This window comes from Streptomyces europaeiscabiei, from assembly GCF_036346855.1.
GTDB classification, from domain to species: Bacteria; Actinomycetota; Actinomycetes; order Streptomycetales; family Streptomycetaceae; genus Streptomyces; species Streptomyces europaeiscabiei.
The window spans coordinates 10,426,351-10,453,190 of record NZ_CP107841.1; the positions used below are offsets into that span (position 1 = coordinate 10,426,351).

Below are 26,840 nucleotides of genomic sequence, written 5' to 3' on the forward strand. Positions count from 1 at the left end.
GCTTCGGCAGGGGCTGGTGCAAGGATCGCAGCACAGTGGAGCGGGCCATCGGCAAGCAGGAGTACTTCAGTGCCGTGGCCACCCTCTACTACACAGTGCGGAAACATCTACCTCGTCACCTTCACCGTCACTGTCACCGCCGCACTTGAGCCTCCATCGATCCGATCTGGAGCGGTTCACCCGTCAGGACCGCTCATGGGTTTCCTTCGGATGCATGCGTTGACCCGGCGTGACGGAGCGGCGTTCCTGCGCGGCAGCGCTTGTCTTTTCGCTTTCGTCGGCTGTCGGTCGCATGCATTCGATGAGGTAGTCGCCGGTGTCGGGATCCAGGGTCACGCCGTGGGTTTCGCTGCGGAATCCGGGAAAGCGACGGTCGAAGGATTCGAGGGCGGTGAGGTAGCGCAGCAGCGGGCCCTCGGGGGCCCCGACGCTCTCGCCGGGCATGAGGACGGGGATGCCGGGCGGGGTGACGGTGATCATGGCGGCGGCCACCTGGCCCGGCGCCTCGGCCAGCCGTACGCGATGGGTGCCACCGCGGATCAGGCGCTGATAGCACAGCTGCGGTGGAGCGACCGGTTCCGGCAGCTGCTGGAAGGCAGTGTCCAGCAGGTCGACGAGGCGGACTGAGCGCAGATGGTCGTGCATGTCCTGGCACAACTCGCGCAGGGTTTGACCGGCGTATCGTCTGGGGTGCTCGGCGACCAGCGCCGGCAGGACCTGGTCCAGGGGGGCGTCCTCGTCGTAGAGGGCCTTGAAGTCCATCAGGGCGTCGAGGAGGGTGCCCCATTTACCCTTGGTGATGCCCATGGAGAACAGGACGAGCGTCGTATAGCTGTCGGTCTTCTCCACCACGATGTGCCGGGTGGCCAGGTACGCGGTGAGCACTCGTGCCGGGATGCCCCAGTCGCCGGTCGCGCCGGTCGCCTCGATACCCGGGCAGGTCAGGGTGACTTTGATCGGGTCGAGCATGCAGTAGCCGTCGGTCAGTCCCGGGAAGCCGTGCCAGGCCGCGCCCGGCTCCAGATGCCAGCATGTCGGCTCGGTGCGCAGCAGGTCGGCTGGGGCCGCGTCGAACGGCAGTCGGGTGCCGGTGGCCGGGTCGGTGACCGTCTCGGGTTGCCACACGCCGAAGAACCATGGCGGTCGGTCGCCGGCCTCCTCGATACGGCGCCGGATGCGGACCATCTCCTGACGGAAGCGGACCGCCTCGGTCACGGCCTCGTCGATCAGCCACCGGCCTTGCGGCCCGTCCATCATTGCTGTGGCCACGTCCAACGAAGCGATCATCGGATAGAGCGGGGAGGTGGTGCCGTGCATCATCAGCGCCTCGTTGAACCGGTCGTGTTCGACGGGCGCCCTCGGGGCGGGCTTGACGTGAACCATCGCGCTCTGGGAGAGCGCGGCCAGCAGCTTGTGGGTGGACTGGGTCGCGAACACCGTCGGCCGGTCCGGGCCGGGGAAGGTGTCCTCGTCCACCGACATGCCGTACCGGCCCCTGTAGAGAGGGTGGAAGCGGGCGTACGCGAACCATGCCTCGTCGAAGTGCAGTCGGGGTGTGCTCGTCGCGAACGCCTGCGCCGCCATCGCAGCGTCGTAACACAGACCGTCGTAGGTGGAGTTGGTGAAGACGGCGTACTGAGGGTGGGGCGACACGGCATCCTGGGTCAGCGGGTTCGCGGCGATCCGGGCCACGACGGAGTCCGCCGCAAGTTCCGCCGGGGGCAGGGGGCCGGCCAAGCCGTAGCCGTTGCGGGTGGGGATCAGGTAGACCGGGCGGGCGCCGGAGACGACCAGCCCGTGCAGCACCGACTTGTGGCAGTTGCGGTCCACCAGCGCGATCTCGTCGCGGGTGACGCTGAAATGGCCGACCACGCGGTTGCAGGTGGAATCCCCGTGCAGCACGAAGTAGGTGAGGCCGGCGCCGAAGACCCGGGCGGCGTTGCGCTCCGCTTCGCCGATCGGGCCGGTGTGTTCGAACAGTGAGCCGAGTTCCCCCACGGAGATCGACAGGTCGCTGCGCAACAGCCGTTCACCGAAGTAGTCGTGGAAGGCCCGGCCCGCAGGCGACTTCAGCAAGGCGACACCGCCCGAGTGGGCCGGGGTGTGCCAGGAGTACTCGTGCGCGTCGTCGAAGCGGCGCAGCGCCCGGAAGAAGGGCGGCAGAACGGCATCCTGGTAGGCGCGCGCGGCGGTGGTGATCCGGCCCGCGACGAACCCGGGAGTGTCTTCAAGCGGCCACACATAGCCCACGACCGACTCCGACACCCACAGCGGCAAATCCTGTACGCCGTCATCGGTCATGACCAGGAAGACCGGCAACTTCTGAAACCGCCGGCCGATGGAGCGCAGCACCGCGGGGCCACCGGGCTCTCCGGCCGCACCCCCTAGGCCCGGAAGTTCCCAGGCGACCAGTGCCGCGCTCAGCCCCGCCTCCGTCCGCAACACAGCCTCGGCGTCCGCGACGCCTACCGCCCATCGGACGTCGAACCCCCGCTTCTCGATCGCCTCACCAATGCGTACCAACTGCTCGGCACCGGCACCGGCACCGGCACAGGCACCCGCATCCTGTGGACGTTCCCGTACCGCGACCAAGATCCTGCTGTCCGCCATGAGACCCCTCCCGGCGGCCCACGCCGCTCCCGCTCAGTCTCCGAGGGGACCGGCCGAGCCCGCAGCTTCACGGCCGTAAACCACCCGCAGGACGGAACAACCCCAGCTTCACCCGCCCCGGCGATGTCATCTCCGACACGGCAACCCCGTACGACACCACCACCTGGGCCGCCCTGCGAAGCGGTCCGGTGCCTCGCCGACGAGGGGCGGCTTCGGGTTCGGTCGTGTTTCGAGCCCGTCGGTCGGCTTTTCCGGTCGGGACCCTGCTGGGCGCGCGTGGGCACCATGGCCCAGGCGTGCAGCTGCGCGCGGAGGAGCCCGCGAGGGGGCGCGCCTGCCGACATCTTCACGCTCCGCAGGAAAGCCGTCCAAGTCGGCTTCGTGCGCGGCGAGTTGTGGCAGTATCCAATGGCATGTCGCTGTCGGTCATGGGGTCGCCCGAGTCCGGTCGTCGTCTGACGGGTGTCCTGCTCGTGCTGCTTGTGCTGCTCGCCGCGGTGGGCCCAGGTGCGCACGATGCCGGCGCGGCGGCCGGGCGGGGAGCGGCCGGGGTCGCGACGCCGGATCTGGCTCGCTACGACGTGTACCTGCGCTCCGACACCGACGGCAGTCAGTGGACGGGACGGCAGCGGGTGTCGTTCCGCAACGCCTCCCGTCAGCCGCTGCGTGAGGTGTACCTGCGCCTGTGGGGCAACGGTGAGGACCAGTGCGGCACGCCCGGTGCGCCTTCCCCCGTGGCCGTGTCGAACGTCGACGGTGGCACGCCGGACCGGCTCGCCGTGCAGTGCACGGCTCTGCGCATCGCCCTGCCCAGGCCGCTCGGGCGCGGCGAGCGGACGTCGGTCGCCTTCGACGTCTCCCTCACCGTGCCGGACCGCACTGCGCGCTTCGGTCGCGAGGGCGCCTACCGCTTCCTCGGCAACGCCCTGCCGGTGCTCGCCGTGCACGACGCGCAGGGGTGGCACCTAGACCCGTACGTGGCGTTCGGAGAGAGTTTCTACGCGCTGACGGGCGACTTCCGGGTCCGTCTCGACCACCCGTCAGCACTGAAGGTGCCCGCGACCGGTCGCACTCGTGCCCTTCCCGGTGGCCGCGGGCGTACAGTCACGCTGAGCGTCGCGCACCGCGTGCGGGACTTCGCGTGGGCGGCGGGCCCGTTCCGCACGGCGACTCAGACCACGCCCGGGGGCGTACGCGTGAAGTCGTACTGGGCGATCGACACACCTGCCGAGGGGGTGCGCCTCAACCGTACGGACGCCGTCGCCGCGATCGACCGCTTCGGCAGGGAGTTCGGCCGCTACCCGTACGGCGAGATCGATCTCGTGATGACCAGCCGATTCGGCGGCGGCATGGAATACCCGGGCCTGGTCCTGGTCGGCACCACCGAGGAGGGCGGTGCCGTCGTCCACGAGGTGGCGCACCAGTGGTGGTACGGCATCGTCGGCAACGACGAGTACACCTCACCGTGGCTGGACGAGAGCTTCGCCCAGTACGCCAACGCCCGTTTCTACGGGTGGGAGACCCGCGACTGCTGGTCGGATGTCTACTGGCCCGACGACAGCACCGTGCTGACCGACTCGATGGGCTACTGGTCCCAGCACCGAGGTGACTACCACCTCCTCTACACGGCCGGGCCCTGCGCCCTGGCCGACCTGGAACGCACCCTCGGCGCCGGCACCATGGCCCGGGTCCTCAAGCGGTACGCCCAGGATCACTGGTACGGCGTCTCCACCACGGCTGCCTTCAAGAAGGCCGCACAGGCGGCGACGGACAAGGACCTCGGCCCGTTCTGGGAAACCCACCGCATCCGGTGACGGTGCATCCCGGTGCCTGTCGGGTCGCCGGCTGCGGAGCCGACGAGGTCGGCCCGCAGGACCGTCCCTGTGACGCCCCCGCCGACAGGTCCACCCGGTGTATCCCGGGCACGGGCAGCGCGGAGGTTCAGGGTGATCGCGCTCGCGGTCCAGGGACCGTGCAGCAGTCGGAGCAGAACATGCGCCGGGAGGGCGGGGTTTCGGGTGGCGCGGGCCCGCCCGGTTCCGCTGGAGAGCGTTGTACCTGAGTTCTCGCAACACCCGGGGCCTTGCGCTGGGCGCCTGGAGGCGCTCTGTGGGAAGGGCGTAGTACTGCAGCGGCACTTGTCGCGGGGGACGTTGGGATCGAGGCAAGGGCTGAGATCACGAGGACAATGCGGCCCGCTCGGATTCGGCCAGCAATATGCAGAACTCGTTGCCCTCCGGGTCGGCGAGAACGACCCAGCCCCAGCCGTTGGGCTTGCGGCGATCGGCGACCAGGGAGGCACCCAGCCTCAGCAGCCGCTCAACCTCTGCGTCCCGCGAGGTGTCCGGGCGCAGACACAGATGGAGCCTGTTCTTTGCCGACTTCGGCTCCGGAACCTCGTTGAAGTGCAAGGCCGGGCCGCCGGGCAGCATGATTTCGGTCTCGTCGTCACCCGGTTCGTCCTCGGGATCGAGCGGATGTCCGGTCACACTGCTCCAGAACCGCGCCAGTCGGTATGCGTTCGCACAGTCGATCGCTATGTTCGTCACCGTTGAGACCATGCGCGCGATCATGTCCGAGCGGTGCCCCGCCCGCCACCGGAATACAGCCTTCCCCGCGGCCTTCTTCTGCAGCCGCGCTTATGGGGGGCGGTGGCCTCGGCGGGGGTGGTGGCTGAGACGGGCGCGGTGTCGATGGCGTCGGCGCCAGCGTGACCAGCGCAGGATGTGGCCGGCCTCGTGCCGGACGGTGAGAGCGAATCTACTCAGCAGCCGGCGGATCTGGTGCACGCTCAGTCGGATCAGGTCTCGGCCGGCTCCCCTTTCTCGTGCGCGGTCACGCGGATGGCGGCCAGGTAGGCGGCGGCGGACATGGCCAGGGTGATGTGCCGGTACCAGGCCGGGTACCTGCGTACTTGGTAGTGGTCCAGGCCGGCCTCGTTCTTCGCGGCCTGGAAACACTCTTCGATCGCCCAACGGGCGTCGGCGGCCCGCACGATCTCCGCCGGCGGAGTACCCGCCGGGGCGTGGGTGAGGTAGTAAGCACGCTCACCGTCGGCGAGGCCACGGCGGATCAACAGGGCCTCGTCGAAGCCGTCGTCGCTGTCGCCGGGCAGCTGGACCAGGGCCCAGGCGTATTCGCGCAGGCCATGGGCGCCGTGGCCGGCGGAGCGGAGCGTGAAGACCTCTACCGGCGTCCGGCCGCCGGGCAGGGCACCTACGCGGCGAAGAAGATCGTGGGTCGCAAGCGGAGCATCGTCACCGACACCCTCGGACCGCTGCTCGCGGTGCTGGTCACGGCCGCGAGCCTTGCAGGACTCCGCCGCCGGCACCCACCTGGTCGACCAGGTCGTGGCCGCCCGCCCCTCGGTCCGCCAAGTCTGGGTCGACGGCGGCTACCGCCAGCACCTCGTCGAGCACGCCGCCCGGCTCGGTATCGACATGGGAATCGTCCAACGCGCCCCCGGAACCAGGGGGACTCACCCCTCTGCCCAAGCGCTGGACCGTGGAGCGGACGTACGGATGGCTGATGTTCCACCGCCGCCTCACGCGCGACCACGAAACCGTGCCCGCCCGCTCCGAAGCCGTGATGCACCTCGCCATGACCGACCTGATGGCCCGCCGCCTCACCGGCGAAGCCACCATCTCCTGGCGCAACACGACATCACTGGATTAAACACCAATAACGGGATGAAAGATCGGGAGAAAACAACCTCCAAGCTGATCAGAGACGCTGCTCACCACCGCCGTGATCACCATGCGGCGTCGCTTCGGCGGGCCGGTCACCTACTCTGCGGCCGGGTGGGAACACGTCGACTGGTCGCTGTTCGACCTGGCCGGCGTCAGCCTCTACCGCTCCGGCCGCAGCCCACCGCCTACACGGACCGCCTGCGCGGCCTGGTTCGCGACCAGGACAAGCCCGTGGTCATCACCGAGTTCGGCTGCGGTGCCTTCACCGGAGCCGAACAGCGGGGAGCCGGTTCCTTCTGGATCGTCAACTGGTTCGCCGTACCCCCACGCATCCGCGGCGACCATCCCCGAGATGAGGCCGTCCAGGCCCGCTGCCTCGGTGAACTCATCGACCAGTACGACGCGGAGGGCGTGCACGGCTGATTCGTGTTCACCTTCGCCATGCCCGACTTCCCGCATCACGATGATCCTCGTCTCGACCCGGACAAGGCCGGCTTCGGGGTCGTGGCGGTGACCGGCGACGGTGGGTGCAGGCCCAAGGAGGCGTTCCACGAGGTCGCGCGGCGCTACGGCGACATGGCTGTGGAGGAATGACCGAGTGAGATGAGAGGCCGGGCGGCCAACACCAAATCCGCGAACGAGCCACGGAGACACCACACCTCAAACCAGCGACGCGGACCCAGGACCGACCTCGCAGGGCATCTGGAAGCCTTGCACAGCAGATACACCCGTCCGAGTTGTCTTTTCCATGGATTCATCAGCATTTGCATGGCGAAGTCATCTGTGGAGCAGCATCCGTGCATGGAGAATCCTGCATGCGACGGAACACCGTCGGCAGAGGAGATTTCGTCTGGGCCTGAGGTCGTCTTCACAGCGGACTTCGCGTCTACCCGTCAATGGGTGGCAGGGCGTTCGTGGGCGTATCCAAACGGCGGACCGGTCAACCCTGGCGACAACAAACTGGATTACCTGACGGCGGACCCCGCGTACAGCCGCTCGGGCACCTTCCGTGCCACCCTCCGCAAGGACGGCCGGTGGGACACGGGCCTGCTCACCACAGAGGGGAGCGAGGAGGCCTTCACAGTCCGCGCGGGGGACGTGCTCGAGGCACGGGTCAGATTGCCGTACGAGGCCGGGGCGTGGCCGGCCATCTGGACCTGGCGGGACGGCGACCAGGAGATCGATGTCTTCGAGTACCACCCCGACAACGCCGACCTTCTGGAGCTGACCAACCACGTCCGTGGCGGCAACCTCTACTACCGCGACCCCGCTGTCCGTCCGGGCGCGTGGGTCGACCTGCGCGTCGAGTTCGGTCCGAGGTCCGTGATCTGGTGGGTGAACGGCAGCCGGGTGTTCGCCGACCGCCGAGGTGTGGGACGTTCCTGGCACGCCTACCTCATCGTCAACCTGTCGGTGTGCGCGGGCCGTTATCACCCGCCACCGGATCCTCACGTCAAGGAGATGTCGTACGAGGTTCAGCACCTTGTGGTGCGGCGGCCGGCCGCGCTCTTGGAGGCACTGTCCGACGAGCCCGAGGCGGTGGCCGGCAGCGACGTCCCGTGAGCCTGTGGGCGACGGCGTACTTCGCAGCTGCTGGGGTCGTGAGCCGCCGTGCTTCTTGTGCTTGCCCGAGTGGTCGAGAACCCATCTACCTGGGGGCTTCATCCGTCCGTCAGGCCAACTGCCCATCCGATAGATGAGGTTGGAGACGGCTCAGTGTCCGACAGAAACATCAGAATGCGCGAACAGCGGGCGGAGACGCGCTGATGTTCCCGTTCGTCGTCCCGGCACACCTCCCGCCTGCCTCGCCCTCCCAGGGACTGCCGTCCGACATGACCGGCGGCGGTCAGCCATGGCCGCGATCAGCTGAGCAGGAAGGTTGCAGACTGGCTGCTCGACGGCACCCGGATGAGCCGGGCGGACGGACCCTGCCGTTGCCCCGCGAGCAGGGCGCCGTAGGAGAAGTGTGTGCCCTGCGAACCGCCAGGCCGGTCACCGGCTTTTTTTGTTGAACCATCCGAGCGACTGGACGACGGACGCGCCGATAACGAGGATGCCGAGAGGAACGATCGTGAACCAGGTGGCATCGGCTTTCATGGCCGCGAGCAGGGCGATGGCGCCGAGGGCCAGTGCGAGGAGCACGAGCATGCCCAGAAGGACACGAATCTTGGAAACCAACGGAGGACTCTCCAATGTTCAGCCGGGCTCTATTGACCAGACAGCGTTCGCTCCCCGTTGGACAGCCGGCGACGGTTGCCCAGTAGGGAGGCAGCAAGCTCCCCGGCGTGACACCACGGCTCCGTCAGGAAGCTCATGGGGGGAGTCTCCCAACGCTGCCTTCCCGAGGCGCCAGTAGAACTACGTAATCGAATACGTAGGTTCACCGGCCGGGGCGGGGCAGCGGCCGGCCGTACAGTGAGCCGTTGCCAATCTCGTCTGTCGGATGGGCAGTTGGCCTGACGGACGGATGAAGCCTCTGGTAGATGGGCTTTCGACCAAGGGAACTGTCTCCATCGAGGCTTCCTGTGCTTGTCTGCCCGTCCGGCGTCGACGTGTCCAGCTCTGCCCTGTGCTTCCTCACTGCCCGCCTGAGGGAACACCGTCGTGTTCTCGGCACCCGATGGCTGCGCCTGAGCGCGGGCCGGCAGACCCTGCTCACCCTCACCCATCATCGACGCTCTCACCGAGGCCGGCATCACCTGCTGGGCGGACAAGGGCTACCAGGGCCCAGGAGGCACGGTCCGCCTCACCTACCCCGGCCGGTGGGACCGCCTCTCCGCCGGTCAGCGGGCCGTCAACCGATCCCACGCAAAGGTCCGGGCCCTCGCCGAACAGGCCATCGCCACCCTAGAGCCCTGGCGGATCCTCCGCAGGGCTCCGCTGCTCGACGACCCGAATCACCAGCCTCGCCCAAGCCGTCCCTCACCCTCCATCGGGCCAGCTCAAGCCGAGGAGGGATAAAGCTCGATGGCAACTTGAGCTGCGGAAGGGCTGCGGCGATGTGTCATGATTGGGGCACATGCGCGAAATTCGTGGCGGGAGGATGCCGTGGCCGCCTACGAACTCAAGGACCGCCTGGTTGTCGGTATCGCCTCCAGCGCACTGTTCGACCTGGCGGAGGCGGATGCCGTCTTCCGTGATCAGGGAGAGGAGGTCTACCGCGCGTACCAGGAGGAGCACCTGGACGACACGCTGGACAAGGGTGTCGCCTTCCCCTTCATCCGCAGGCTGCTGTCCCTGAACGACCTCTCACCCGGGGACCCTTTGGTCGAGGTCATCATCCTTTCCCGCAACGATCCCGACACCGGGCTGCGGGTCATGCGGTCCATCCAGTCCCACGGTCTGCCGATCAGCCGGGCCATCTTCATGCAGGGCCGCTCGCCCTACCGCTTCATGCCCGCCCTGAACATGTCCCTGTTCCTGTCCGCGAACGAGGACGACGTCCGCGAGGCCGTCGCACTCGGGCTGCCCGCCGGCCGGGTGCTCGGCCCGGCCGTGGCAGACGAGGGCGATGACCAGGATCTGCGGATCGCCTTCGACTTCGACGGGGTCATCGCCGACGACGCCTCGGAACAGGTCTATCAGGCCGACGGCATCGAGAGGTTCCGTTTCCACGAGGCGGCGAACGCCGCCACCCCCCACGACCCGGGGCCCCTGCGGGACTTCCTGGCCGGCGTCAACCGGCTCCAGCGGCGTGAAGAAGAACAACGGGCAGTAGACGCCGAGTACAAGATTCGCGTCCACGTCTCCCTCGTCACCGCCCGCGACGCACCCGCTCACGAACGCCCGGTGCGCAGCCTGAAGAACTGGGGTGTAACCGTCAACGACGCCTTCTTCCTCGGCGGCATAGGCAAGAGCACGATCATGGAGGTACTCAAGCCGCACATCTTCTTCGATGACCAGGTCGGCCATCTGACCGGCACCGCCCGCAGCACGCCCAGCGTGCACGTCCCCTTCGGGAAGATAAACGAACCGGCCCTCCCGACGCCCGGGCAAGCGCAGCAATGAGCCTCGCCCCGGACCGAGTCCGAGCCGCGAAACGCCCACGACGGCAAGGCCGGCTCGCACTGGTGCGTCCGCGATGAGGGTGGACCTGCCGTTCACCCCGTGCAGGCGGCCGCCTCGATCCGTTGGCCATGCCACGGCCGCAGGGGTCGACAGATGACCGACGCGTGGCGACGTGCCCCCTCGGTGGGGCCTGCCGCTTGCAGGGGGAAGAGGCAAGGCCGGGGCCGAGATCGTGGATGAGACCGCTGGCGGCCCACCAGCCGTATGCCCGAGGCAGGCGGCGCGCTTCGTTGTTGCCACGTCGTCCGCATTTCGGTCCTCGGGCCACCCGGTAGCGTGGATGGCGTGTGTTCCGCCAACACCGCCTCGGCGTCGCCCGGGAGGTCCCGTGGCTGTCGGGAGGGAACGGGATCACATGGCAGAGCGCAGCTTCCCTATCGGGGCGTCGGCTGCCAGGGCGTTGTGATCCTTTTGGCAACTCGGCCCGGTGTCGGCCGGCGCCGCATCACGGCACGCCGGCAGCGCACCCGCGGCGGACTTGACGACCTCAACCCTCCGAAGTTCGAGATGACACCGAGCCGATCTCGTTCCAGGTGGCGAAGGCAGGTGGTGTCCGTGAGTCGGAGCCCGGGCTGTGCGGCAGTCGTCGGCGTACGGAGAAGCGTTGTCTGGGAGGCGGGGAGAGGGAGAGCCGATCTGACGACGGGGCGCGCCCCCACCTCGAAGTCGATGTTCGAGATGGCTTCCAACTCCGAGCGATTCGCCGCAGACGCGGTCCTGTTGCTGGCCGGGCGGCGCCAACTCGCGCTGAACGAACCCCTGTCCGACTACCTCGACAACTCTCAGGCGTGGGCGCGCGAGGTCACACTGGGCGACCTGATGCGCCACACGAGCGGCATTCCCGACTACCAGGATCTGCTGGAGGCCAAAGGCATGGAGCTGATGGATCCGGCCGGCCAGGAGGAAGCGATCGCGGCCATCCTCGCCTCACAGTCACAGGATCCGCCAGGTGAGGCCTTCTCCTACTCCAAGGCAGTGGACGTACCCGGCAAGGCGAAGTCGTACGACGAGAAGGACGGCTCCTTCATTCGGCGAGGGCCTGGTCTGGCCCGGCCTCGCCTGGATGGCCGCCACCCTGTTCGCCCTCGCCGCGTTCCGTAACACCGCCCCCGGCACACCCCCGATCGGCTGTGTGCTGGACTGGTTCGCCTTCCTGTGGGCCGAGACCATCATCGCCCTCTGCCTGATCACCGTGGTCATCACCGGTGTCAACAAGTCCCTCCGGCAGGACGCGCCGCCCACGTAGTGGCTCCGCCGCACTGGGCCGCCCACGCCCACGGTCGGGCGCGTATGGAGGCACGCCAGGACCTGAGACGGGTCCAAGGGATTCTCCTGGCCCGGTCGTGGTGAGGGTGCCGCCAGGCGTCAGGGTGTCGATGAGGTGGTTGCTGATGCGGCCACCGGGGACCCGGCGGATCGTCAGGTCCCAGTGGCCCAGGCGGGCGGGGCTGGAGGAGAGGGCGTAGGGGCGGTTGGTGCCGTCCGCGAACACGCTCACGTACTGGCCGGCCAGGAAGGGCGGCAGGTGCGCTCCATCGGGTCGGCGCAGCCGGAAGGTTCTCGTGGTGGCGGTCTCCGTGATGACCTCCGTGACCCTGAGGGTGAGCCTCCTGGGGTGGTAGGTGTCGATGGTGTGGCGGGTCTCGGCGGCGATGTTGGTGTGGCCGTCCTGGCGGTGGACGCCGATGGCGAGGTTGCGCGGGCCGGCCACGATGCGCGGGAGACGACCGACACGGATTTTGGAGTCGTCCTCGCGGAACGTGCGGTCGCGGACGTGGTGCAGCAGGTTTCGATCTTCCGGTGCCCTCTGGTCCAGTCGGCGAGCCGGGTGCCGGTAACCGCGCCGGGCGGCAGGCTGGTGATCAGGCAGACGCGCTCGACGGTGAGCTTGCCGCTCGTGAAGTCCTTCCTCCAGCGCACGACTTGAAGGGCCTGGCGGGCATCGGCGTTGTCGAGGTGGGCGAAGGCTGCGGTCTTCAGCCATCTGATCTCCAGGCGATGGTGGGCCCGGGTGCGGTCGTAGTGGTCGAGAGCGACCTCTCGTTGCTCTTGTCCGGCGACCTGTCCAAAAGTGCCCGTACCCGCCTCACCCTGTACCAGATCCTCGGCACCCTCCAGAAACATCCTGAGGTGCTGGACCGGCATCTGCACAACCTGCCACCAGCCCCTGCGTGCCAGAACACGCACGACACCAAGATCAAGACAGACCTGACGGAGTCCTTCCTACTCGGCCGGAGGGCGATCACCGAGGCCGGGATAACATGCAGATCTTTCTCTTCTCTGCCCTTTCACCGGAGCGTGTCCGTGAGTGCGACAACCGTCCTGTCGGTCCTGCTCGGTCTTCTCTTCGTCGTGACCGGAGGGGTGAAGGTGCTGGGCGTTCCACAGTCACTGGCGATCCGTGACCACTTCCACCTCCCGCCGCGCCTGTGGCAGGCGGTCGGCGCACTCGAAACCGCGGGCGGAGTGGGAGTACTCGTCGGTCTGGCCATACCGGTGCTCGGCGCGACAGCGTCCGCGGGTTTGGCTGCGTTGATGGTCGGCGCGACCGTCAACCGCTTGCGGGTGCACGATCCCGCTGTCATGGTCGTTCTGGACCTGACGGTCCTCGGGCTCGTACTGGCGCTCGCCGCGCTCCGGACGTCGGCATGAGCCGATTCCGATTGACAGGGAGCAAAGGGTCTCGCGCATTCACGAGTGGGCTTGTCCCGGTCTTGATCAAATAAGTGTGGAGAGTGGTGTTGGCCTGTCATGCCGGGCCCGGAGGCCAGCAAGCCCTCTTGGAGGATCACGGAAAACATGACGGGGCGTGCGACCGTCGGTACGGTCAGTCCGCCGTCTGTACCGGGCCCGCCGTCACCGTCCGCAGCAGCGGCCTGCTGCCGGCGATCGCGGCGAACATGGCGAGCGCGCCAGCGCCCACGCAGAGCACCAGTTGCACGGCACCGGAGGTGTCGATCGTGGTGCCGGCCGCCTTGTTGAGCTGCATGGCGCCGAAGACACCCATCGCGGTGGTGCCACCGGCCAGGACGGCCAACGGGATGACGGTCTCCCGGACCCGGGCCCGGTCCAGCACCTTCAGCGGGGTGCCGGCCAGCCGCAGCAGACCGTACACCCGGCGCCGGTCGAGGACGTTCGCGGCCGCCGTGAGGCCGGCGGAGGCGGCTGCGACAAGGAAGCTCAGCATCAGGGTGGCGGCGCTGACGGTGGCAACGCGGGCGATGACCGTGTCGTCCGGCGCGGAGACGTACTCCTGCGTGAACGGATACCTGCCCGACCCCACGGGCGTCAGAGCGGTGACAGCAGTGTCTATGTCCTCCTGCCCGCCGGAGACCTGGGCGATCACGCCGGTGGCACCGCTCAGCAGGCTGTCGTAGTCGTCCTCCCTCACGCCGGAGACGGTCGCCGTGACGCCCACCCGGTGCAGCACCGTACGGGCCTCGGCGGCGGCGTGTCGGGCATCGGCAGCGTTCGCGGTGATCACGGCCACCTGTCCCTCGTGGCCCGGCCCCTCAAAATTGAGCGTGCTGACGGAGAAGAACCCGGCCACGAAGCCCGCGAGTACCAGGCCGCTGACGGTCCGCCAGGCCCCGCGCGGATCGTCGCTGAGCCGGCGCCCGGCCAAAAGCGTGGCCGGGCGGATGGCGCGGCGGCCCACGATCCGGCCCAGCCGGTCCACGACCCAGGGACCCAGCAGCCAGAACGCGCCGTAGAAGAGCACCAGCATGGCGATCAACTGCCGGGGCTTGAGCTGGCCGCCGTCGCCCGTGGTCGCCCAGATGTAGCCCAGGACCGCGACGAACAGCACCAGGCGGATCACGCGGGTGCGGCGCGGGTTGGCCTGCTGGGCCACGCCCAGAGGCGAGGTGGCCACCTGGCGCAGCGTGGTCACCGCGCTGACGGTGATCAGCGCGGTGATGCCCAGCACCACCGCCGCGAGCCACGGCAGTCCCACCCACAGCTGACCGGTGTACCAGGCGCCCACGCCGTACGGTAGCTGGGCGAGCGCAGGCAACAGTGCTGTGTAGGCGAGCGCGCCCGCCAGGGCACCGGCCGAACCGACTCCCGCCGCCTCGACGGCGGTCATGGCGAGGATCTGTCGTGGAGTCGCCCCTGCCAGCCGCAGTGCGGCGAGCCGCTGCTCGCGCCGGGCCGCGCCCAGCCGCCCCGCGGCCGAGGCCAGCACGACGACCGGAACAACCAGAAGCACCACACCCAGCAGCACGGTCCCCTGGTCGGAGCCGGTGAACACGCTCGCCTTGGTCCCGGCGAACCCGGAGACCGGTGCGCGCTCACTCATCCCCTCGTCGTAGTAGCTCTGCTCCCCGGCAGTCTTGGAGACGGCCGGGTCGCCGGGCGCCCGTCCGACCACCGCGACCAGCTCGTCGGGGGAGGCGAGACCGGCGGCGCCGATCGTGCCGTAGGACTTCGTCTTCGGGAAGCGGTCGGCGAGTTGGCTGGAGGGGAGCTTGTGCAACAGCTCGGCCAGGGCGGGCGAGACGTACACCTCGTCCTGCTTCGGGAAGCCGGTCAGGCCGGGCGGCGCGGGCGTCGCCTCGCGGCCGGGCAGCTGGGCCAGGTTCACGACGGTGACCGGTTCATGGCGTACGTACGTCGTGGTCGTGGCCTGGACGGCCGTCGCCCGCTCGGCCGGTACGGCGTCGGGGGTGCGCCACGTGGTGTGGTCGGCGCGGGCGCCGGCGCCCAAGGCTGCGGCGATCATCACCAGCAGGAGGAACGAGCCGACGGCGGCGGCCCCGGCAGCGAGCAGCTGGGACTGCAGGCCGCGACGGCCGGAGGACCTGGCGAGATGCCAGGTCAAGGGCAGGACGGGGGAACGCATCAGGGGACTCCGAAGATCTTCGGGCGCGAGCGACACGGGGCGTCTCAGGCGACGGTGAACTGGCTGTGGCCGCTGATGCGGCCGTCCCGGACCTGGAGGATCCGGTCGCAGTGGGCGGCGACGTCGGCGTCGTGGGTGACCATCACCAGGGCGGCGCCCAGGTTCCGGGTCGTCGACGTCAGGAGCTGGACGACCTCCGTGCTGGTGCGCTGGTCCAGGGCGCCGGTGGGCTCGTCGGCGAAGACGACGTCCGGTTCGACGACCAGCGCGCGGGCGATGGCGACCCGCTGAGCCTGCCCGCCGGAGAGCTGTCCGGGGCGACGGTGCTCCAACCCCTCCAAGCCCAGCGGCGCGAACCAGCGGCGGGCGCGCTCGACGGCTGCCTTGCGTGGGACGCCCTCCAGCATCAGTGACAGCGCCACGTTCTCCTCGGCGGGCAGCTCCGGCAGCAACTGGCCGAACTGGAACACGAAGCCGAACCGCTTGCGGCGCAGTGCGCTGAGCCGGTTCTCGCCCAGGTTGTCGATACGCTCGCCGCGCAGCAGCACCTGGCCGCCGTCGGGCCGGATGATCCCGGCGAGGGCGTGCAGCAGGGTCGACTTCCCCGACCCCGACGGCCCCATGATCGCCAGCGAGTCGCGCTCCCTGACCTCGACGTCCACGCCGGCCAGGGCGGTGGTGGAGCCGTACTTCTTGACGAGGCCGTGTCCGGCCAGAACAGTGCTCATGGTGTGTTGTGGTTCCTTCTCAGCGCTCGAACTTCCAGGTGACGCTCTTGGCGTCGGCCTGGGTCACACGGACGGGGATCTTGACGGTCGCGCCGTCGCTGTTCTTGCCGGTGCAGGTGAGGGTGGCTCCGGTCACGGCCTTGAGGCCGGTCGGGCAGGTGACGTCGGAGAGCTTGTCGCCGACCCAGGGCAGCGGGTGGTACTTGCTCTCGGTGCGGCCCGCGACGATGTTCGCCGCGAGCGCCTTGTGACCGTCCACCGATGCCGTGCTGTACTCGTCCAGACGGCTGGTCGACTCCGTGCCGGCGAGCAGATATGTGCCGAGTCCGCCCAACGCGGCCACTGCGGTCACGCCGCCGCCGACGCCGACGAGGAACTTGTTGCGCTGCATCGCGTACTCCTGATGTCCGTGGTGAGGATGCAGCTCCACCCTCGCCCGCAGGCCCGGGCGCGTGCCTCGGCCGAACGGTCAGGATCGCGGGCCGGACCCGCCGGGTCCCTCGGCCGTTCGGCCGATCCCGCTGCCGGGGTCCGGCCTACCGTGATCGCATCGAAGACCGTTTCCGGTCGGCGGCATCACCGTCGCCGCACTGACCGGCACACGCATCACCCCGCTGCTGACACCAAATACCGCGCAGACCCGGCAGAACACTGCCTACAAAAAGCCCCACACGCTGGGTGCCTCTTCGGGTTCGGGAACAACACGCCCACTTCGCCTCGTCCTGGCGTCTGCACTGCCTCACCTCCGCGTACCTGACCAGTGGTGGGCACGAACAAGGCGCGCTGACGGCGTGGGCAGCTGCACGGCGGCGCGGCAGCTGTTCACCGAACCACACCTCTCAAAGCGCTCCCGGCTCGCACAGGAAGGGACAGGCATGCGCAGCCCCCAGCACCTACCGTTCCGCCCATTTCTTCTCATTTTTCTTTTACTCGTCTCGGCGTGACCCTCGCGCCCGCGGTCGCTGCCGCCCCCCGTAGCTTCCCCTGTACGCATCATGCCGCCGGGTGGCTCGATCACCGGCTCGCCCGGCTGCCGGCGGGCGGTGCTGTGGAACCGTCTGCGCAGTACCGGTCACCCGAACGCCGATCTTGTCGGCACGAACGACGTCAGGAGCAGCATCCCGCCCGCGGCCAAGGGCGCCAACACCGTCCGCGTTGTCCTTGCGAGCGGTGACCGCTGGACTCGCCGAGTTCGCCGGGCATCGCACCCCCGACGGTCTGCAGCGATTGCTGAATGGGGCGACCGGGGAGGCCGACGACGTCCGCGACGACCGCCAGTCCTACGGCGCCGAGCGCCTCGGTGAGAACGGCGGGGTGGTCGTCATCGACGACACCGGCTTCGATCTCGACCAACTTCATGTTGGAGTCCGGAAAGCTCGACCAACTTCATGTTGGAGTCCGGAAAGAGGGGACAACTGCTGCTGGAGCCGCTGGACGACGTCACGCAAGTCCCCGAGGAAAGCGCGAGATGGTGCTTCCGGCGGCAACTCGACGCCTGCGCCACCCGCCAGACTCTGCACGCCTGCGCCACCCGCCAGACTCTGCACGCCTGCGCCACCCGCCAGACTGTGTACGCCTGCGCCGCCCGCGTCGACGAACAGATCCAGGCGATCTTCGGTAGCTACATGCAGCTCCGCCATCACGAGGTCGCCGAACGCATCGGCCGACCCGATGGGCTTGTCCCGGTCGGAGTCGTGCTGACGCCGAGCCGCAGCGGCCGGCGCCCGTGGGACACCACGATGATCCGCGTCCACGGGCCCGGCACGCTGACGGAAGAAGCCGCGGAGTTCGGCAGAGTGTGGAACGAGAACGCCGCGACGGCCTGATCCCCGAGCTGGGAACGGTCAGGCCGTAGGGGCAGCTGCGGTCAGCATCTGCCCCATTGCGGCCACCACCGACGGCTCCACCCGGTAATAGACCCAGGTGCCGCGCCGCTCCGACGTGAGCAGTCCGGCCTCCCTGAGCTTCTTCAGGTGATGCGAGACCGTTGGCTGCGAGACGCCCACGTCGGAGATGTCGCACACGCACGCCTCGCCGCCCTCGTGCGAGGCGACCAGCGAGAACAGCCGCAGCCGGACCGGGTCGCCGAGCGCCTTGAACATCGCGGCGGTCCGCTCTGCCTCCTCGGCCGTCAGAGGCCGCTCGGTGAGCGGCGGGCAGCACGGCACGGCACCCTCGGCAACCTCGGGCTCCAGCAGCGGCAGCACCTTGATGTTCGACATACGTCTATGTTGACATACGTCGAACCAGGGTGGCCAGGGTTCGCGGTCGCATCAGCCTCGGCGCACGTGCGCCGCCAGACGTCATGTGATCCGGCTCGCGTCCCTGCCGACCCCGCAGGGAGTTCGAGGACAGGCTGCGCTGCCACTCCAGCCCCACGTGGGCGAGGCCGGGATGGGTGGCCGATACCGCCCTCCCGGTGGAGTGGGTGGCCGTGTTCGTCGAGGGCGGCGAGCGGGGTCAGGTAGCCGAGGTCGGGGCGGTGATCGGTGGCCGGCAGGATCGTGGCGACCTCCTCGCTGCCGCCGTCGACCCAAGTGGCTTTGGCGTCGCCGATCGCCGTGAACACCGGACGTCGGTCCGGAGCGCCGGAGGTGAGGGCAGCCCGGTGGTGGCCGTCGTCGATGACCAACTGGGTCGGGGGTACGCGCAAGAGCCGCCCCAGGGGCAGGGTGTCGGCCCCGGTTCGCTTCAGCAGCCAGTGCAGATCCTGGCCCAACGTGCGCTGAGCAGTGAAGCGCACCGGATGCCGCGTGGCGCGGGTGACCCGGGCGTGCGCGGCCGGCTCGGCGGCGATCTGCACCGCGGAGTTGCCGGCGCCGACGCACGCGCTGCCCGGCGCAAGGCTCCGGTGCCCGGTAGTCGGCCGCGTGCAGCACGGCGCCGGCGAAGTCCTCCAGCCCTCGCGGCGCTGGCCGGTGCGGATGGCCGAACGCACCCGAGGCCGCCACCGCGCCCCGCACGGACAGCTCGCCCCGCCCCTTCGGTAGGAGCGTGAAGGAGCCGCCGGCGGCGCCCCGGACATCCCTGAGGCGTGCCACCGTACGGATTTCGGCATCCAGCTGGTCGGCGTACCGCAGCAGGTGGGCGGTGACCTCGTCCCGGTGCGGACAACGGTCCGGGTCCCCGCCGAAGGGTGTGCCGGGCAGCGGGCTGTATGCGGCGGGAGAGGAGAGGGGGAGGCTGTGGTGGTGGTGCGGCCATGATCCGGTCGGCCGGTCGGACGCCTCCAGGGCCACCGGCTGAAGCCCCTGTCGGCCCAGGGCATGTGCTGCGGCCGGTCCGGACTGGCCGCCCCCGATCGCCGCTGCGTCTACGTGTTCCACGCCGACGCCGAATTCGATGGATGTCTATGTTGACGCTTATCGATACAGGTGCCATGCTGGGCGGTGCAAGAGATCGACGAACATCGAAACAAAGGGGATCTCAGTGGCTGAGTTCATTGACAGCGCGCTCACCGTCGACCAGCTGCCCGTCGTGGTCATCGGCGCCGGCCCGATCGGTCTGGCCGCTGCCGCCCACCTCGTCGAGCGCGGCATCGAACCCCTGGTTCTGGAGGCCGGCCCGGCGGCGGGCAGCGCCGTTCGCGAGTGGTCCCACGTTCGCCTGTTCTCGGCCTGGGGCGAGGTCGTCGACCCGGCCGCCGAGAAGCTGCTCGCCCCGACCGGGTGGGTCCGCCCCGACGTCTCCGCCTACCCGACCGGTGGCGACTGGGCCGAGCGCTACCTCCGGCCCCTCGCCGATGTCCTCGGCGACAAGGTCCGGTACGGCGCCACGGTGACCGGCGTCGCCCGCGCCGGCCGGGACCGCGTGGTCGACTCCGGCCGCGACGAGCAGCCCTTCACCGTGCATCTCCGGTCCGCCGCCGGGCGCGAGGAGCGGATCGCCGCCCGCGCCGTCATCGACGCCTCCGGCACCTGGTCCGTCCCGAGCCCGATGGGCGCGGACGGCCTGCCCGCCCTCGGCGAGAAGACGGCCGCCGACCGCATCACCTACCGCGTCCCCGACCTCGACGACCCTGCCGTGCGCGCCCGTTACGCGGGCAAGCGGACCGCCGTCGTCGGCTCCGGCGCCTCCGCCTTCACCGCCCTCGCCCTCCTCGCCGACCTGGCGAAGGAGGAGGGAGGCGGCACGCACGCCGTATGGATCCTGCGCCGTGGCATCGGCGCCAACACCTACGGCGGCGGCGAGGCCGACGAACTGCCCGCCCGAGGCGCACTGGGCCTGCGGGCCAAGGCAGCCGTCGAGGCCGGCCACGCGTCCGCCGCCACGGGCTTCCGCACCGAGGCAGTCGAACGAGACGGTGACCAGCTCGTCCTGGTCGCGGAGGACGGCCGCCGTCTCGACCCGGTCGACGAGGTCATCGTCCTCACCGGCCTCCGCCCCGACCTGTCGTTTCTCTCCGAACTCCGCCTCGGCCTCGACGAACGCCTCCAGGCCCCGACCGCCCTGGCGCCGCTCATCGACCCGAACGTGCACTCCTGCGGCACGGTCTACCCGCACGGCGTGAACGAGCTGTCCCACCCCGAGCAGGGCGTCTACCTGGTCGGCATGAAGTCCTACGGTCGCGCACCCACGTTCCTCGCGATGACCGGCTACGAGCAGGTCCGCTCCATCTCCGCTGCGATCGCCGGAGACCAGGAGGCCGCCGACCGCGTCGAACTCACCCTTCCGGAGACCGGCGTGTGCGGCGGCGCGGGCCTCTTCGACGAGCCGGACAACGCCGGGCAGTCCGGCGGCGGTTGCTGCGCCGCCCCCTCCACCCTCCAGATCGGCATCGGCGCCCCGGCCATCACCTCCGGCGGCTGCTGAACACCCCACCCACCCCAGGAGGTTCGCCATGACATCCCGCGTACAGCTCGCCCTCCGCGTCCCCGACCTCGGCGCGTCCATCGCCTTCTACACGAAGCTCTTCGGCACCGAGCCCGCCAAACTCCGCGACGGCTACGCCAACTTCGCCATCACCGAGCCCCCGCTCAAGCTCGTCCTCATCGAAGGCAGCGCCGACGAGGTGACCCGCATGGACCACCTCGGGGTGGAGGTCGAGACTACCAAGGAGGTCCACGCCGCCACCGCCCGCCTGGGCGAGGCCGGACTGGCCACCGATGTGGAGAACGACACCACCTGCTGCTACGCCCTTCAGGACAAGGTCTGGGTCCACGGCCCCGGCCAGGAACCCTGGGAGGTGTACGTCGTGAAGGCCGACGCCGACTCCCTCGCCAAACAGCAGGGCAGTACCTGCTGCACCGGCACGGCCGAGCCCGGCACGGGCGCCGGCGTGAAGGAACCGGTCGCCGCGGGCGGCTGCTGCTGATCCGCCGATGACCGACCTCGACACCAGCGAGGCCGTGACCGGGACGGGGGTCCTGTCACGGCCCCGCGCCGCCCTGCCCGCCCTGTGCGCCACCCAGATCACCAGTTGGGGAATCGTCTATTACGCCTTCCCCGTCCTCAATCCGCAGATCACCGCCTCCACCGGCTGGTCGTCCACAGCCACCACCGCCGCCTTCTCGGGGGCGCTCCTGATGTCCGCCGTCACCGGCATACCCGTCGGCCGCATCCTCGACCGCCGAGGCCCTCGCGCCGTGATGACCACCGGCTCCGTCCTGGGCGTCCTCGCCGTGCTCGCCATCGCCTCCGCGCCCAACCTGATCGCCTTCACCGCCGCGTGGCTCCTGGCCGGTGTGGCCATGGCCGCCACCTTCTACCAGCCCGCCTTCTCCGCCCTCACCCGCTGGTGGGGCGAGGACCGCATCCGCGCCCTCACCATCGTCACCCTCGCCGGCGGCCTGGCCTCCACCGTCTTCGCACCCCTGACCGCCGTACTCGCCGAGCACCTGAGCTGGCGCAACACGTACGCCGTACTCGCGGTGGTCCTGGCCCTCGTGACCATCCCCGCCCACGCCCTCGCCCTACGAGGACCTTGGCCACCCGCCCCAGCGCCACCCTCCCAACGGGACACCCGCAGTGGCTCGGTGACCCGCAGCCGACCGTTCCTGATGCTCGCCACAGCGATGACCTTGAACAGCTTCGCCATGTACGCCGTCGTCATCGCCCTCGTACCCCTGCTGATCACACGCGGCGCCAGCCCCACCGCCGCCGCCTGGGCCCTCGGCCTGGGCGGCGCGGGCCAGACCCTAGGCCGCACCCTGTACGCCACCCTCGCCCGCCGCACCGGCGTCACCACCCGCACCGTCACCCTGATCATGCTCGGCGGGGCTACGACCGCCGCGTTCGCCATGGTCACCGGCCCCTTCCCTCTGCTCGTGGGCGTCGCGATCGCGGCCGGCATGGTGCGAGGCAACCTCACCCTCCTCCAGGCCACCGCCGTCACCGACCGCTGGGGCACCACCCACTACGGGCGCCTGTCCGGCCTTCTGGCCGCCCCCGCCACCATCGCCTCTGCTCTCGCCCCCTTCGCAGGGGCCGCCCTCGCTGGACCGCTCGGCGGATACCCCGGCTTGTTCACCGCCCTCGCGCTGACTTCCGCCTCAGCAGCCCTCCTCGCCCTGGGAAGTGAACCCAACCACCGCAGCCGACACTGCCCCTGAGCCTGCTTGCCGGCTCGTCGGCACGCACCGCATCGGGGACGACCCGCCGCAGATATGGAAGGCGACATCCGCCGTACAGGAGTCGGGCGAACCCAGCATCACCCTCCCGTCCGTCTCGGCGCGTCCGCCCTGCTCGCGGAGCGGCCGGCCGCTCTCGCGCCCGGCCACCTCGACCAGGTGTGGCAGTGCAACAGCGGTGCCGAGGCGGTGGGGGCGGCCCGGAAGCCGGCCCGTGCCGCCACCGGCCGCCGACCGGTGGTCTCGACGCGCGCAGTCGAGATCACCGGCCTGAACGAACCCAGCGCCCACCTCCACGGCACGCTCAGCGGCGAATTGCCAGCCGGCAACTGACGAACTCGTGGGACAGCCGGACCACCCGGAGCGCAGCCAACCGGGCATGCGCCCGGCGGTTCGGACAACGACCAGGGTGACGGCGATCGCACTGTCCCTCCTGCGCAAGGGCCTCACCGGTCGACATCTGAGACCAAGCTCCCACAACCGAGACGATCGCCATGGTGGTGGATACGGGCCCGGGTGCGCCTTCGGCATCGGCTTCGACGCGTCCATGTTCGTCTTCGCCCTCACCGTCCAGAACGGCCTGCGCGCCGACACACCGCACGGGGCTGGTGGTCCTGCCGATGGCCTTGCTGTTCTTCGCGGCCTCCCTTCTGGCCTCTCGCGTCATCAGCCGCTTCGGCAGGGCCGCGCTGTCGGCCGGTGCCGCCGTCCAACGAGTCGGCCTGGCCTCACTGGCGGCGGTTGTGATCGGAAGGTGGCCGCATGTCGGTCTCTGGTGCCTGTACCTGAGCCTGGCTCCGGACGACATCACTCATGCCTTCACCGGCGTCGGCTATGTGCAGATGGGAATCGTCGCCCTGCCGGCGGTCGGCGCCGCAGCACGCCGCGCTTCACCGAGGACTCGTCGGCCGAACTCCGATCGTCGATGCCCGGCCTGCCGCCCCGCGAGCGCGGACACCGAGGCCGCCTCGTCCACCACCGCAGCACGCGAGGCCACAGCCGTAAAGGGACCGTGGCCCTGGAGGACCCGTCAGCACGGTGCCTCCCGACCGGACCGGAGGTGTACGCGGTTGCACGCGCTGCTGGAGGGCTGTGCCGTGAGCGCAGGGTTGTGCCGGTGGAGGTGCCCTCGCGTGCTGTCGGGTTCTCGGGGCCCGCTGTGAGAGTAGTGCTTGGAAGACGGTTCCGACCTCGGTGAATGGGACGCGTTCCGCGCACAAAGATGCGTCAGCTCGTCGTTGACCGGCGGTCTGCGGCAGGGCCAGGGTGATGGGGCCAGATCGGATTCCGATCTCCCGTTTCCGGTCATCGAACTGAGTGCAGGAGGCCGTGATGTTCCAGACAGACACCTTTGAAGAAACCGAACTCAAAGGAGATCCCGAAGCGGCTGCCATCGCCACGGCCACGCCCGTCACTCCGAACGCACCGGCGGACCGCGACGAGCTGCTCTTCCAGCGTTGTCTGTGGTGCGGCACTCCGGCATACCGCCGCTCGTTCTGCCGTGCCTGCGGGTCCGTGGGCTTTCGACGGGAGCGCAGCGCGGGCGACGGGGTCGTGGTCCGCCGCCACGGCCAGGTCCCGCACAACACGTGGTTCGTCGCGATGAACGAGGGCTTCAACCTGCTCTGCCAGGCCACCGACGCGTCGCCGGTCACCGTCGGGTCGAGGGTGAGTGTCGTACGGGCCGTCGCTCCCCTCGGGCAGGGACTGCCCGTCGTCGAGCCCACGCGTCCGCCGACCTCGGACCGCTGGTGGCAACGGGAGTCGGCTCGAACGCAGCCACCTCGCGCGAGCGGGACGATCAGAGAGGAGGGCGCGTGAGCACCGAGCACAACGCGCAGGACGGATGGGCCGGCTCGGTCGAGGGAGCGGGCCGCGGCGCGCTGGAGGGTCTGCGGATCGCCGACTTCTCCCGGGTTCTCGCTGGGCCCTATGCCACCATGCTTCTCGCCGACCTGGGCGCGGACGTGGTGAAGGTCGAACGGCCAGGTATCGGGGACGACACCCGGGCCTGGCATCCGCCGACGGACCACGACGGCACCTCGACGTACTTCCTGAGCGTCAATCGGAACAAGAAGTCCGTGGTCCTGGACCTCACGACCGACGCCGGGCTGGAACAGGCTCGCGCTCTGGTCGCCGAGTCCGATGTGCTGGTGGAGAACTTCCGCCCCGGCACGATGGAACGGCTCGGGCTCGGCCATCGCGAACTCCGCGCCCAGCATCCGGAGTTGGTCTACTGCTCGATCAGCGGCTTCGGTAGCGGCCCGGGCGCGGCGATCCCCGGATACGACCTGCTCGTGCAGGCCGTCGGCGGTCTGATGAGCGTGACCGGGGACGCGGCCGGTGAGCCGGTCAAGGCGGGTGTGGCTCTGGTCGATGTGATCACCGGCCTGCACGCCTCGCTCGGCATCCTCGCGGCTCTCCGGCACCGGGACGCCACCGGGCAAGGGCAGCACGTGGAGGTGAACCTGCTCAGTTCGCTGCTGTCGGCCCTGGTCAACCAGGCGTCGGCGTATGCGGTGGCCGGTGTGGTTCCGAGCCGTATGGGCAACGCGCATCCGAGCATCGCCCCGTACGAGACCTTCCCTGCCGCCGATCGTCCGATCGCCATCGCGGTGGGCAACGACCGGCAGTTCGCCGCGCTCTCCGACCTCGTCGGGGAACCCGGTCTGGCTCTCGACGACCGCTTCCGCACCAATGCCGACCGAGTCGCCCACCGCACCGAACTGCGGGACATCCTGACTCGGCGGCTGGGCACCGCAGGCGCCGACCACTGGTCGACCCTCCTGCTGGCCGCAGGGGTGCCCGCCGGGCCGGTCAACACCCTTGACGAGGCATTCAACTTCGCCAAGAAGCTCGGCCTTCCCGGCATCGTCGACATCCCCGCCACACCCGTCGGCGGAGTCGACGGAGCAGAAGGCAGGCCCTCCCGCCAGGTCGCGAACCCCATCGCGCTGAGTGGCACACCGGCGCGGTACCGCCTGCCGCCACCGAGCCTGGGCCGGCACACCGCAGAGATCCTGCACCGCTCTTCCGGCCACGACCACACCCCCGCGCCGAACGAAGCGGTCAGCTGACCGTTCCGGACGCGGGCACCAAGACCGACCTGATCACCCACAACCCCCAGGAGCCAACGATGAGCGTTGCCAAGCCGATGAAGGACCCCCTCGATCTGCTCGACATCTCCTCCCTCCTCAGCGACGAGGAGCGCGAGATCCAGGCCACCGTGGCCAAGTTCCTCGCCGACCGGGTGCGCCCGCACATCGGCGAGTGGTTCGAGAACGCCCACTTCGCCCGCGAACTAGCCCCAGAACTCGGCAAGTTGGGTGTTCTTGGTATGCACCTCGAAGGCTACGGCTGTGCCGGGACGAACGCGGTCAGCTACGGCCTCGCCTGTCTGGAGCTGGAGGCTGCGGACTCCGGGTTCCGCAGCTTCGTGTCCGTGCAGGGCTCGCTGTCGATGTTCTCCATCTGGAAGTGGGGCTCGGAGGAGCAGAAGCAGGAGTGGCTGCCCCGGCTGGCCGCCGGTGAGGCGATCGGCTGTTTCGGCCTGACAGAGCCCGACTTCGGCAGCAACCCCTCCGGGATGCGCACCCGGGCCGTCCGGGACGGTGGGGGAGACTGGATTCTCAACGGCTCCAAGATGTGGATCACCAATGGCGGGATCGCCGATGTCGCCACCGTCTGGGCGCAGACCGAGGACGGCATCCGCGGCTTCCTCGTCCCCCGCGGGACCGCCGGCTTCACCACGCAGGACATCAAGCAGAAGATGTCGCTGCGCGCGTCCATCACCTCGGAGCTGTACTTCGACAACGTACGGCTGCCCGACTCGGCCCGCCTGCCGCTCGCGCAGGGACTTCGCGGACCGCTGTCCTGCCTGAACGAGGCCCGCTTCGGCATCCTGTTCGGCGCGGTCGGCGCGGCCCGCGACTGCATCCAGGTGGCCATCGAGTACGCCGACTCCCGCGTGCAGTTCGACAAGCCCATCAGCGCCTTCCAGCTCACCCAGAAGAAGCTCACCGACATGAGCGTCTCCGTGGGCAACGCCGCACTGCTCGCCATCCACCTGGGCCGGCTCAAGGACCAGCACGCCATCCGCCCCGAACAGATCAGCGTCGGCAAGCTCAACAACGTCCGCGAAGCCATCGCCATCGCCCGCGAATGCCGCACCGTCCTCGGTGCCAACGGCATCTCCCTGGAGTACTCACCGCTCCGCCACGCCAACAACCTGGAGTCCGTCCTGACCTACGAAGGAACCAGCGAGATGCACACCCTTGTCGTCGGACAGGCGCTCACCGGCCAGGCGGCGTTCCGCTGACCGCTGAAGACCGGT

23 protein-coding genes and 6 pseudogenes are annotated in these 26,840 nt (G+C 69.5%); 20 read left to right on the forward strand and 9 right to left on the reverse strand.

Features of this window, described 5'->3' with window-relative positions; translation table 11 throughout:
* Positions 1-183: 183 nt before the first annotated feature.
* The gene (locus tag OG858_RS45310) at positions 184-2,610 is read right to left on the reverse strand and encodes an Orn/Lys/Arg family decarboxylase (protein ID WP_327745676.1); all 2,427 of its coding nucleotides are present in this window, start codon (positions 2,608-2,610) and stop codon (positions 184-186) included.
* A 413-nt stretch (positions 2,611-3,023) separates the two neighbouring features.
* Here OG858_RS45310 and OG858_RS45315 point away from each other — a divergent pair, with 413 nt between their 5' ends.
* On the forward strand, positions 3,024-4,424 hold the full coding sequence (locus OG858_RS45315; RefSeq protein ID WP_319318206.1) for a M1 family metallopeptidase: 1,401 nt from the start codon (positions 3,024-3,026) through the stop codon (positions 4,422-4,424).
* Positions 4,425-4,787: 363 nt separating this feature from the next.
* Here the strand turns inward: OG858_RS45315 and OG858_RS45320 are convergent, their stop codons facing one another.
* Positions 4,788-5,171, reverse strand: coding sequence for a VOC family protein (locus OG858_RS45320; protein ID WP_086748772.1), 384 nt, complete (start codon positions 5,169-5,171; stop codon positions 4,788-4,790).
* 239 nt (positions 5,172-5,410) lie between these two features.
* Positions 5,411-5,785 (reverse strand): annotated as a pseudogene (locus tag OG858_RS48590) (IS701 family transposase); the annotation flags it as partial.
* Here OG858_RS48590 and OG858_RS48420 point away from each other — a divergent pair.
* The 4 genes and pseudogenes from OG858_RS48420 to OG858_RS45350 form a co-directional block, all read left to right on the forward strand.
* Positions 5,781-6,285 (forward strand): annotated as a pseudogene (locus tag OG858_RS48420) (transposase); the annotation flags it as partial. The pseudogenes OG858_RS48590 and OG858_RS48420 overlap by 5 nt on opposite strands.
* Before the next feature lie 245 nt (positions 6,286-6,530).
* Entirely contained in the window at positions 6,531-6,722 is a 192-nt protein-coding gene (locus OG858_RS45340) for a hypothetical protein (RefSeq protein WP_319318222.1), read from the forward strand.
* 3 nt (positions 6,723-6,725) lie between these two features.
* The gene (locus OG858_RS45345) at positions 6,726-6,893 is read left to right on the forward strand and encodes a hypothetical protein (protein WP_319318209.1); all 168 of its coding nucleotides are present in this window, start codon (positions 6,726-6,728) and stop codon (positions 6,891-6,893) included.
* 207 nt (positions 6,894-7,100) lie between these two features.
* On the forward strand, positions 7,101-7,862 hold the full coding sequence (locus tag OG858_RS45350) for a LamG domain-containing protein (RefSeq protein WP_086748765.1): 762 nt from the start codon (positions 7,101-7,103) through the stop codon (positions 7,860-7,862).
* A 429-nt stretch (positions 7,863-8,291) separates the two neighbouring features.
* Here OG858_RS45350 and OG858_RS45355 read toward each other — a convergent pair whose 3' ends face one another.
* Positions 8,292-8,477 (reverse strand): hypothetical protein, encoded by a 186-nt coding sequence (locus OG858_RS45355; protein WP_086748764.1) that lies wholly within the window; start codon positions 8,475-8,477, stop codon positions 8,292-8,294.
* Between the two features lie 489 nt (positions 8,478-8,966).
* On the opposite strand from OG858_RS45355, the pseudogene OG858_RS45360 reads away from it, so the two are divergent.
* From OG858_RS45360 to OG858_RS45375, 4 genes and pseudogenes are all read left to right on the forward strand, one after another.
* A pseudogene (locus OG858_RS45360) lies at positions 8,967-9,250 on the forward strand (transposase family protein); the annotation flags it as partial.
* 97 nt (positions 9,251-9,347) lie between these two features.
* Positions 9,348-10,307, forward strand: a complete 960-nt coding sequence (locus OG858_RS45365; protein ID WP_319069220.1) for a 5'-nucleotidase — start codon at positions 9,348-9,350, stop codon at positions 10,305-10,307.
* Between the two features lie 567 nt (positions 10,308-10,874).
* Positions 10,875-11,468: a serine hydrolase domain-containing protein gene (locus OG858_RS45370; protein ID WP_330346579.1), complete on the forward strand. Its 594-nt coding sequence runs from the start codon at positions 10,875-10,877 to the stop codon at positions 11,466-11,468.
* Positions 11,401-11,613: pseudogene (locus OG858_RS45375) on the forward strand (DUF4436 family protein); the annotation flags it as partial. The gene OG858_RS45370 and the pseudogene OG858_RS45375, both read left to right, overlap by 68 nt.
* Positions 11,614-11,712: 99 nt before the next feature.
* Here OG858_RS45375 and OG858_RS45380 read toward each other — a convergent pair.
* A pseudogene (locus OG858_RS45380) lies at positions 11,713-12,078 on the reverse strand (FAD-binding oxidoreductase); the annotation flags it as partial.
* Between OG858_RS45380 and OG858_RS45385 the strand changes: the two are divergent.
* Together OG858_RS45385 and OG858_RS45390 are read left to right on the forward strand one after the other, a co-directional pair.
* Entirely contained in the window at positions 12,001-12,294 is a 294-nt protein-coding gene (locus tag OG858_RS45385; protein ID WP_256960453.1) for a hypothetical protein, read from the forward strand. The pseudogene OG858_RS45380 and the gene OG858_RS45385 overlap by 78 nt on opposite strands.
* Entirely contained in the window at positions 12,291-13,019 is a 729-nt protein-coding gene (locus OG858_RS45390) for a DoxX family protein (protein ID WP_328545257.1), read from the forward strand. Before OG858_RS45385 ends, OG858_RS45390 begins: the two co-directional genes overlap by 4 nt.
* A gap of 175 nt (positions 13,020-13,194) precedes the next feature.
* On the opposite strand, the gene OG858_RS45395 is transcribed toward OG858_RS45390, so the two are convergent.
* From OG858_RS45395 to OG858_RS45405, 3 genes are read right to left on the reverse strand one after another with little or no spacing between them, the layout of a single operon-like run.
* Entirely contained in the window at positions 13,195-15,210 is a 2,016-nt protein-coding gene (locus OG858_RS45395) for an FtsX-like permease family protein (RefSeq protein ID WP_086748761.1), read from the reverse strand.
* A gap of 44 nt (positions 15,211-15,254) precedes the next feature.
* A complete protein-coding gene (locus OG858_RS45400) occupies positions 15,255-15,938 on the reverse strand; it encodes an ABC transporter ATP-binding protein (RefSeq protein ID WP_086748760.1) in 684 nt (227 codons plus the stop codon).
* 19 nt (positions 15,939-15,957) lie between these two features.
* Positions 15,958-16,329 carry a DUF4333 domain-containing protein gene (locus OG858_RS45405; protein WP_086748759.1) on the reverse strand — a complete coding sequence of 124 codons (372 nt, stop codon included), beginning with the start codon at positions 16,327-16,329 and terminating at the stop codon, positions 15,958-15,960.
* Positions 16,330-17,120: 791 nt separating this feature from the next.
* Between OG858_RS45405 and OG858_RS48595 the strand changes: the two are divergent.
* Positions 17,121-17,279, forward strand: a pseudogene (locus OG858_RS48595) (IS701 family transposase); the annotation flags it as partial.
* A 47-nt stretch (positions 17,280-17,326) separates the two neighbouring features.
* Positions 17,327-17,764: a hypothetical protein gene (locus OG858_RS45415; RefSeq protein ID WP_328543777.1), complete on the forward strand. Its 438-nt coding sequence runs from the start codon at positions 17,327-17,329 to the stop codon at positions 17,762-17,764.
* Between the two features lie 18 nt (positions 17,765-17,782).
* Here OG858_RS45415 and OG858_RS45420 read toward each other — a convergent pair whose 3' ends face one another.
* Positions 17,783-18,160: an ArsR/SmtB family transcription factor gene (locus tag OG858_RS45420; protein ID WP_086748757.1), complete on the reverse strand. Its 378-nt coding sequence runs from the start codon at positions 18,158-18,160 to the stop codon at positions 17,783-17,785.
* A 1,207-nt stretch (positions 18,161-19,367) separates the two neighbouring features.
* Between OG858_RS45420 and OG858_RS45425 the strand changes: the two genes are divergently transcribed.
* The 7 genes from OG858_RS45425 to OG858_RS45455 all read left to right on the forward strand — a co-directional run bounded on the left by OG858_RS45425 (position 19,368) and on the right by OG858_RS45455 (position 26,825).
* Positions 19,368-20,750 (forward strand): NAD(P)-binding domain-containing protein, encoded by a 1,383-nt coding sequence (locus tag OG858_RS45425; protein ID WP_328543776.1) that lies wholly within the window; start codon positions 19,368-19,370, stop codon positions 20,748-20,750.
* A gap of 28 nt (positions 20,751-20,778) precedes the next feature.
* Positions 20,779-21,252 carry an ArsI/CadI family heavy metal resistance metalloenzyme gene (locus tag OG858_RS45430; protein ID WP_086748755.1) on the forward strand — a complete coding sequence of 158 codons (474 nt, stop codon included), beginning with the start codon at positions 20,779-20,781 and terminating at the stop codon, positions 21,250-21,252.
* Between the two features lie 7 nt (positions 21,253-21,259).
* On the forward strand, positions 21,260-22,489 hold the full coding sequence (locus OG858_RS45435; protein WP_086748754.1) for an MFS transporter: 1,230 nt from the start codon (positions 21,260-21,262) through the stop codon (positions 22,487-22,489).
* Positions 22,490-22,543: 54 nt separating this feature from the next.
* Positions 22,544-22,840, forward strand: coding sequence for a hypothetical protein (locus tag OG858_RS45440; RefSeq protein ID WP_086748753.1), 297 nt, complete (start codon positions 22,544-22,546; stop codon positions 22,838-22,840).
* A 999-nt stretch (positions 22,841-23,839) separates the two neighbouring features.
* On the forward strand, positions 23,840-24,328 hold the full coding sequence (locus tag OG858_RS45445; RefSeq protein ID WP_086748752.1) for a zinc ribbon domain-containing protein: 489 nt from the start codon (positions 23,840-23,842) through the stop codon (positions 24,326-24,328).
* Positions 24,325-25,584: a CaiB/BaiF CoA transferase family protein gene (locus tag OG858_RS45450; RefSeq protein WP_319069226.1), complete on the forward strand. Its 1,260-nt coding sequence runs from the start codon at positions 24,325-24,327 to the stop codon at positions 25,582-25,584. The genes OG858_RS45445 and OG858_RS45450 overlap by 4 nt, the downstream gene beginning before the upstream one ends.
* A gap of 59 nt (positions 25,585-25,643) precedes the next feature.
* On the forward strand, positions 25,644-26,825 hold the full coding sequence (locus OG858_RS45455) for an acyl-CoA dehydrogenase family protein (protein WP_086748750.1): 1,182 nt from the start codon (positions 25,644-25,646) through the stop codon (positions 26,823-26,825).
* Positions 26,826-26,840: the final 15 nt, after the last annotated feature.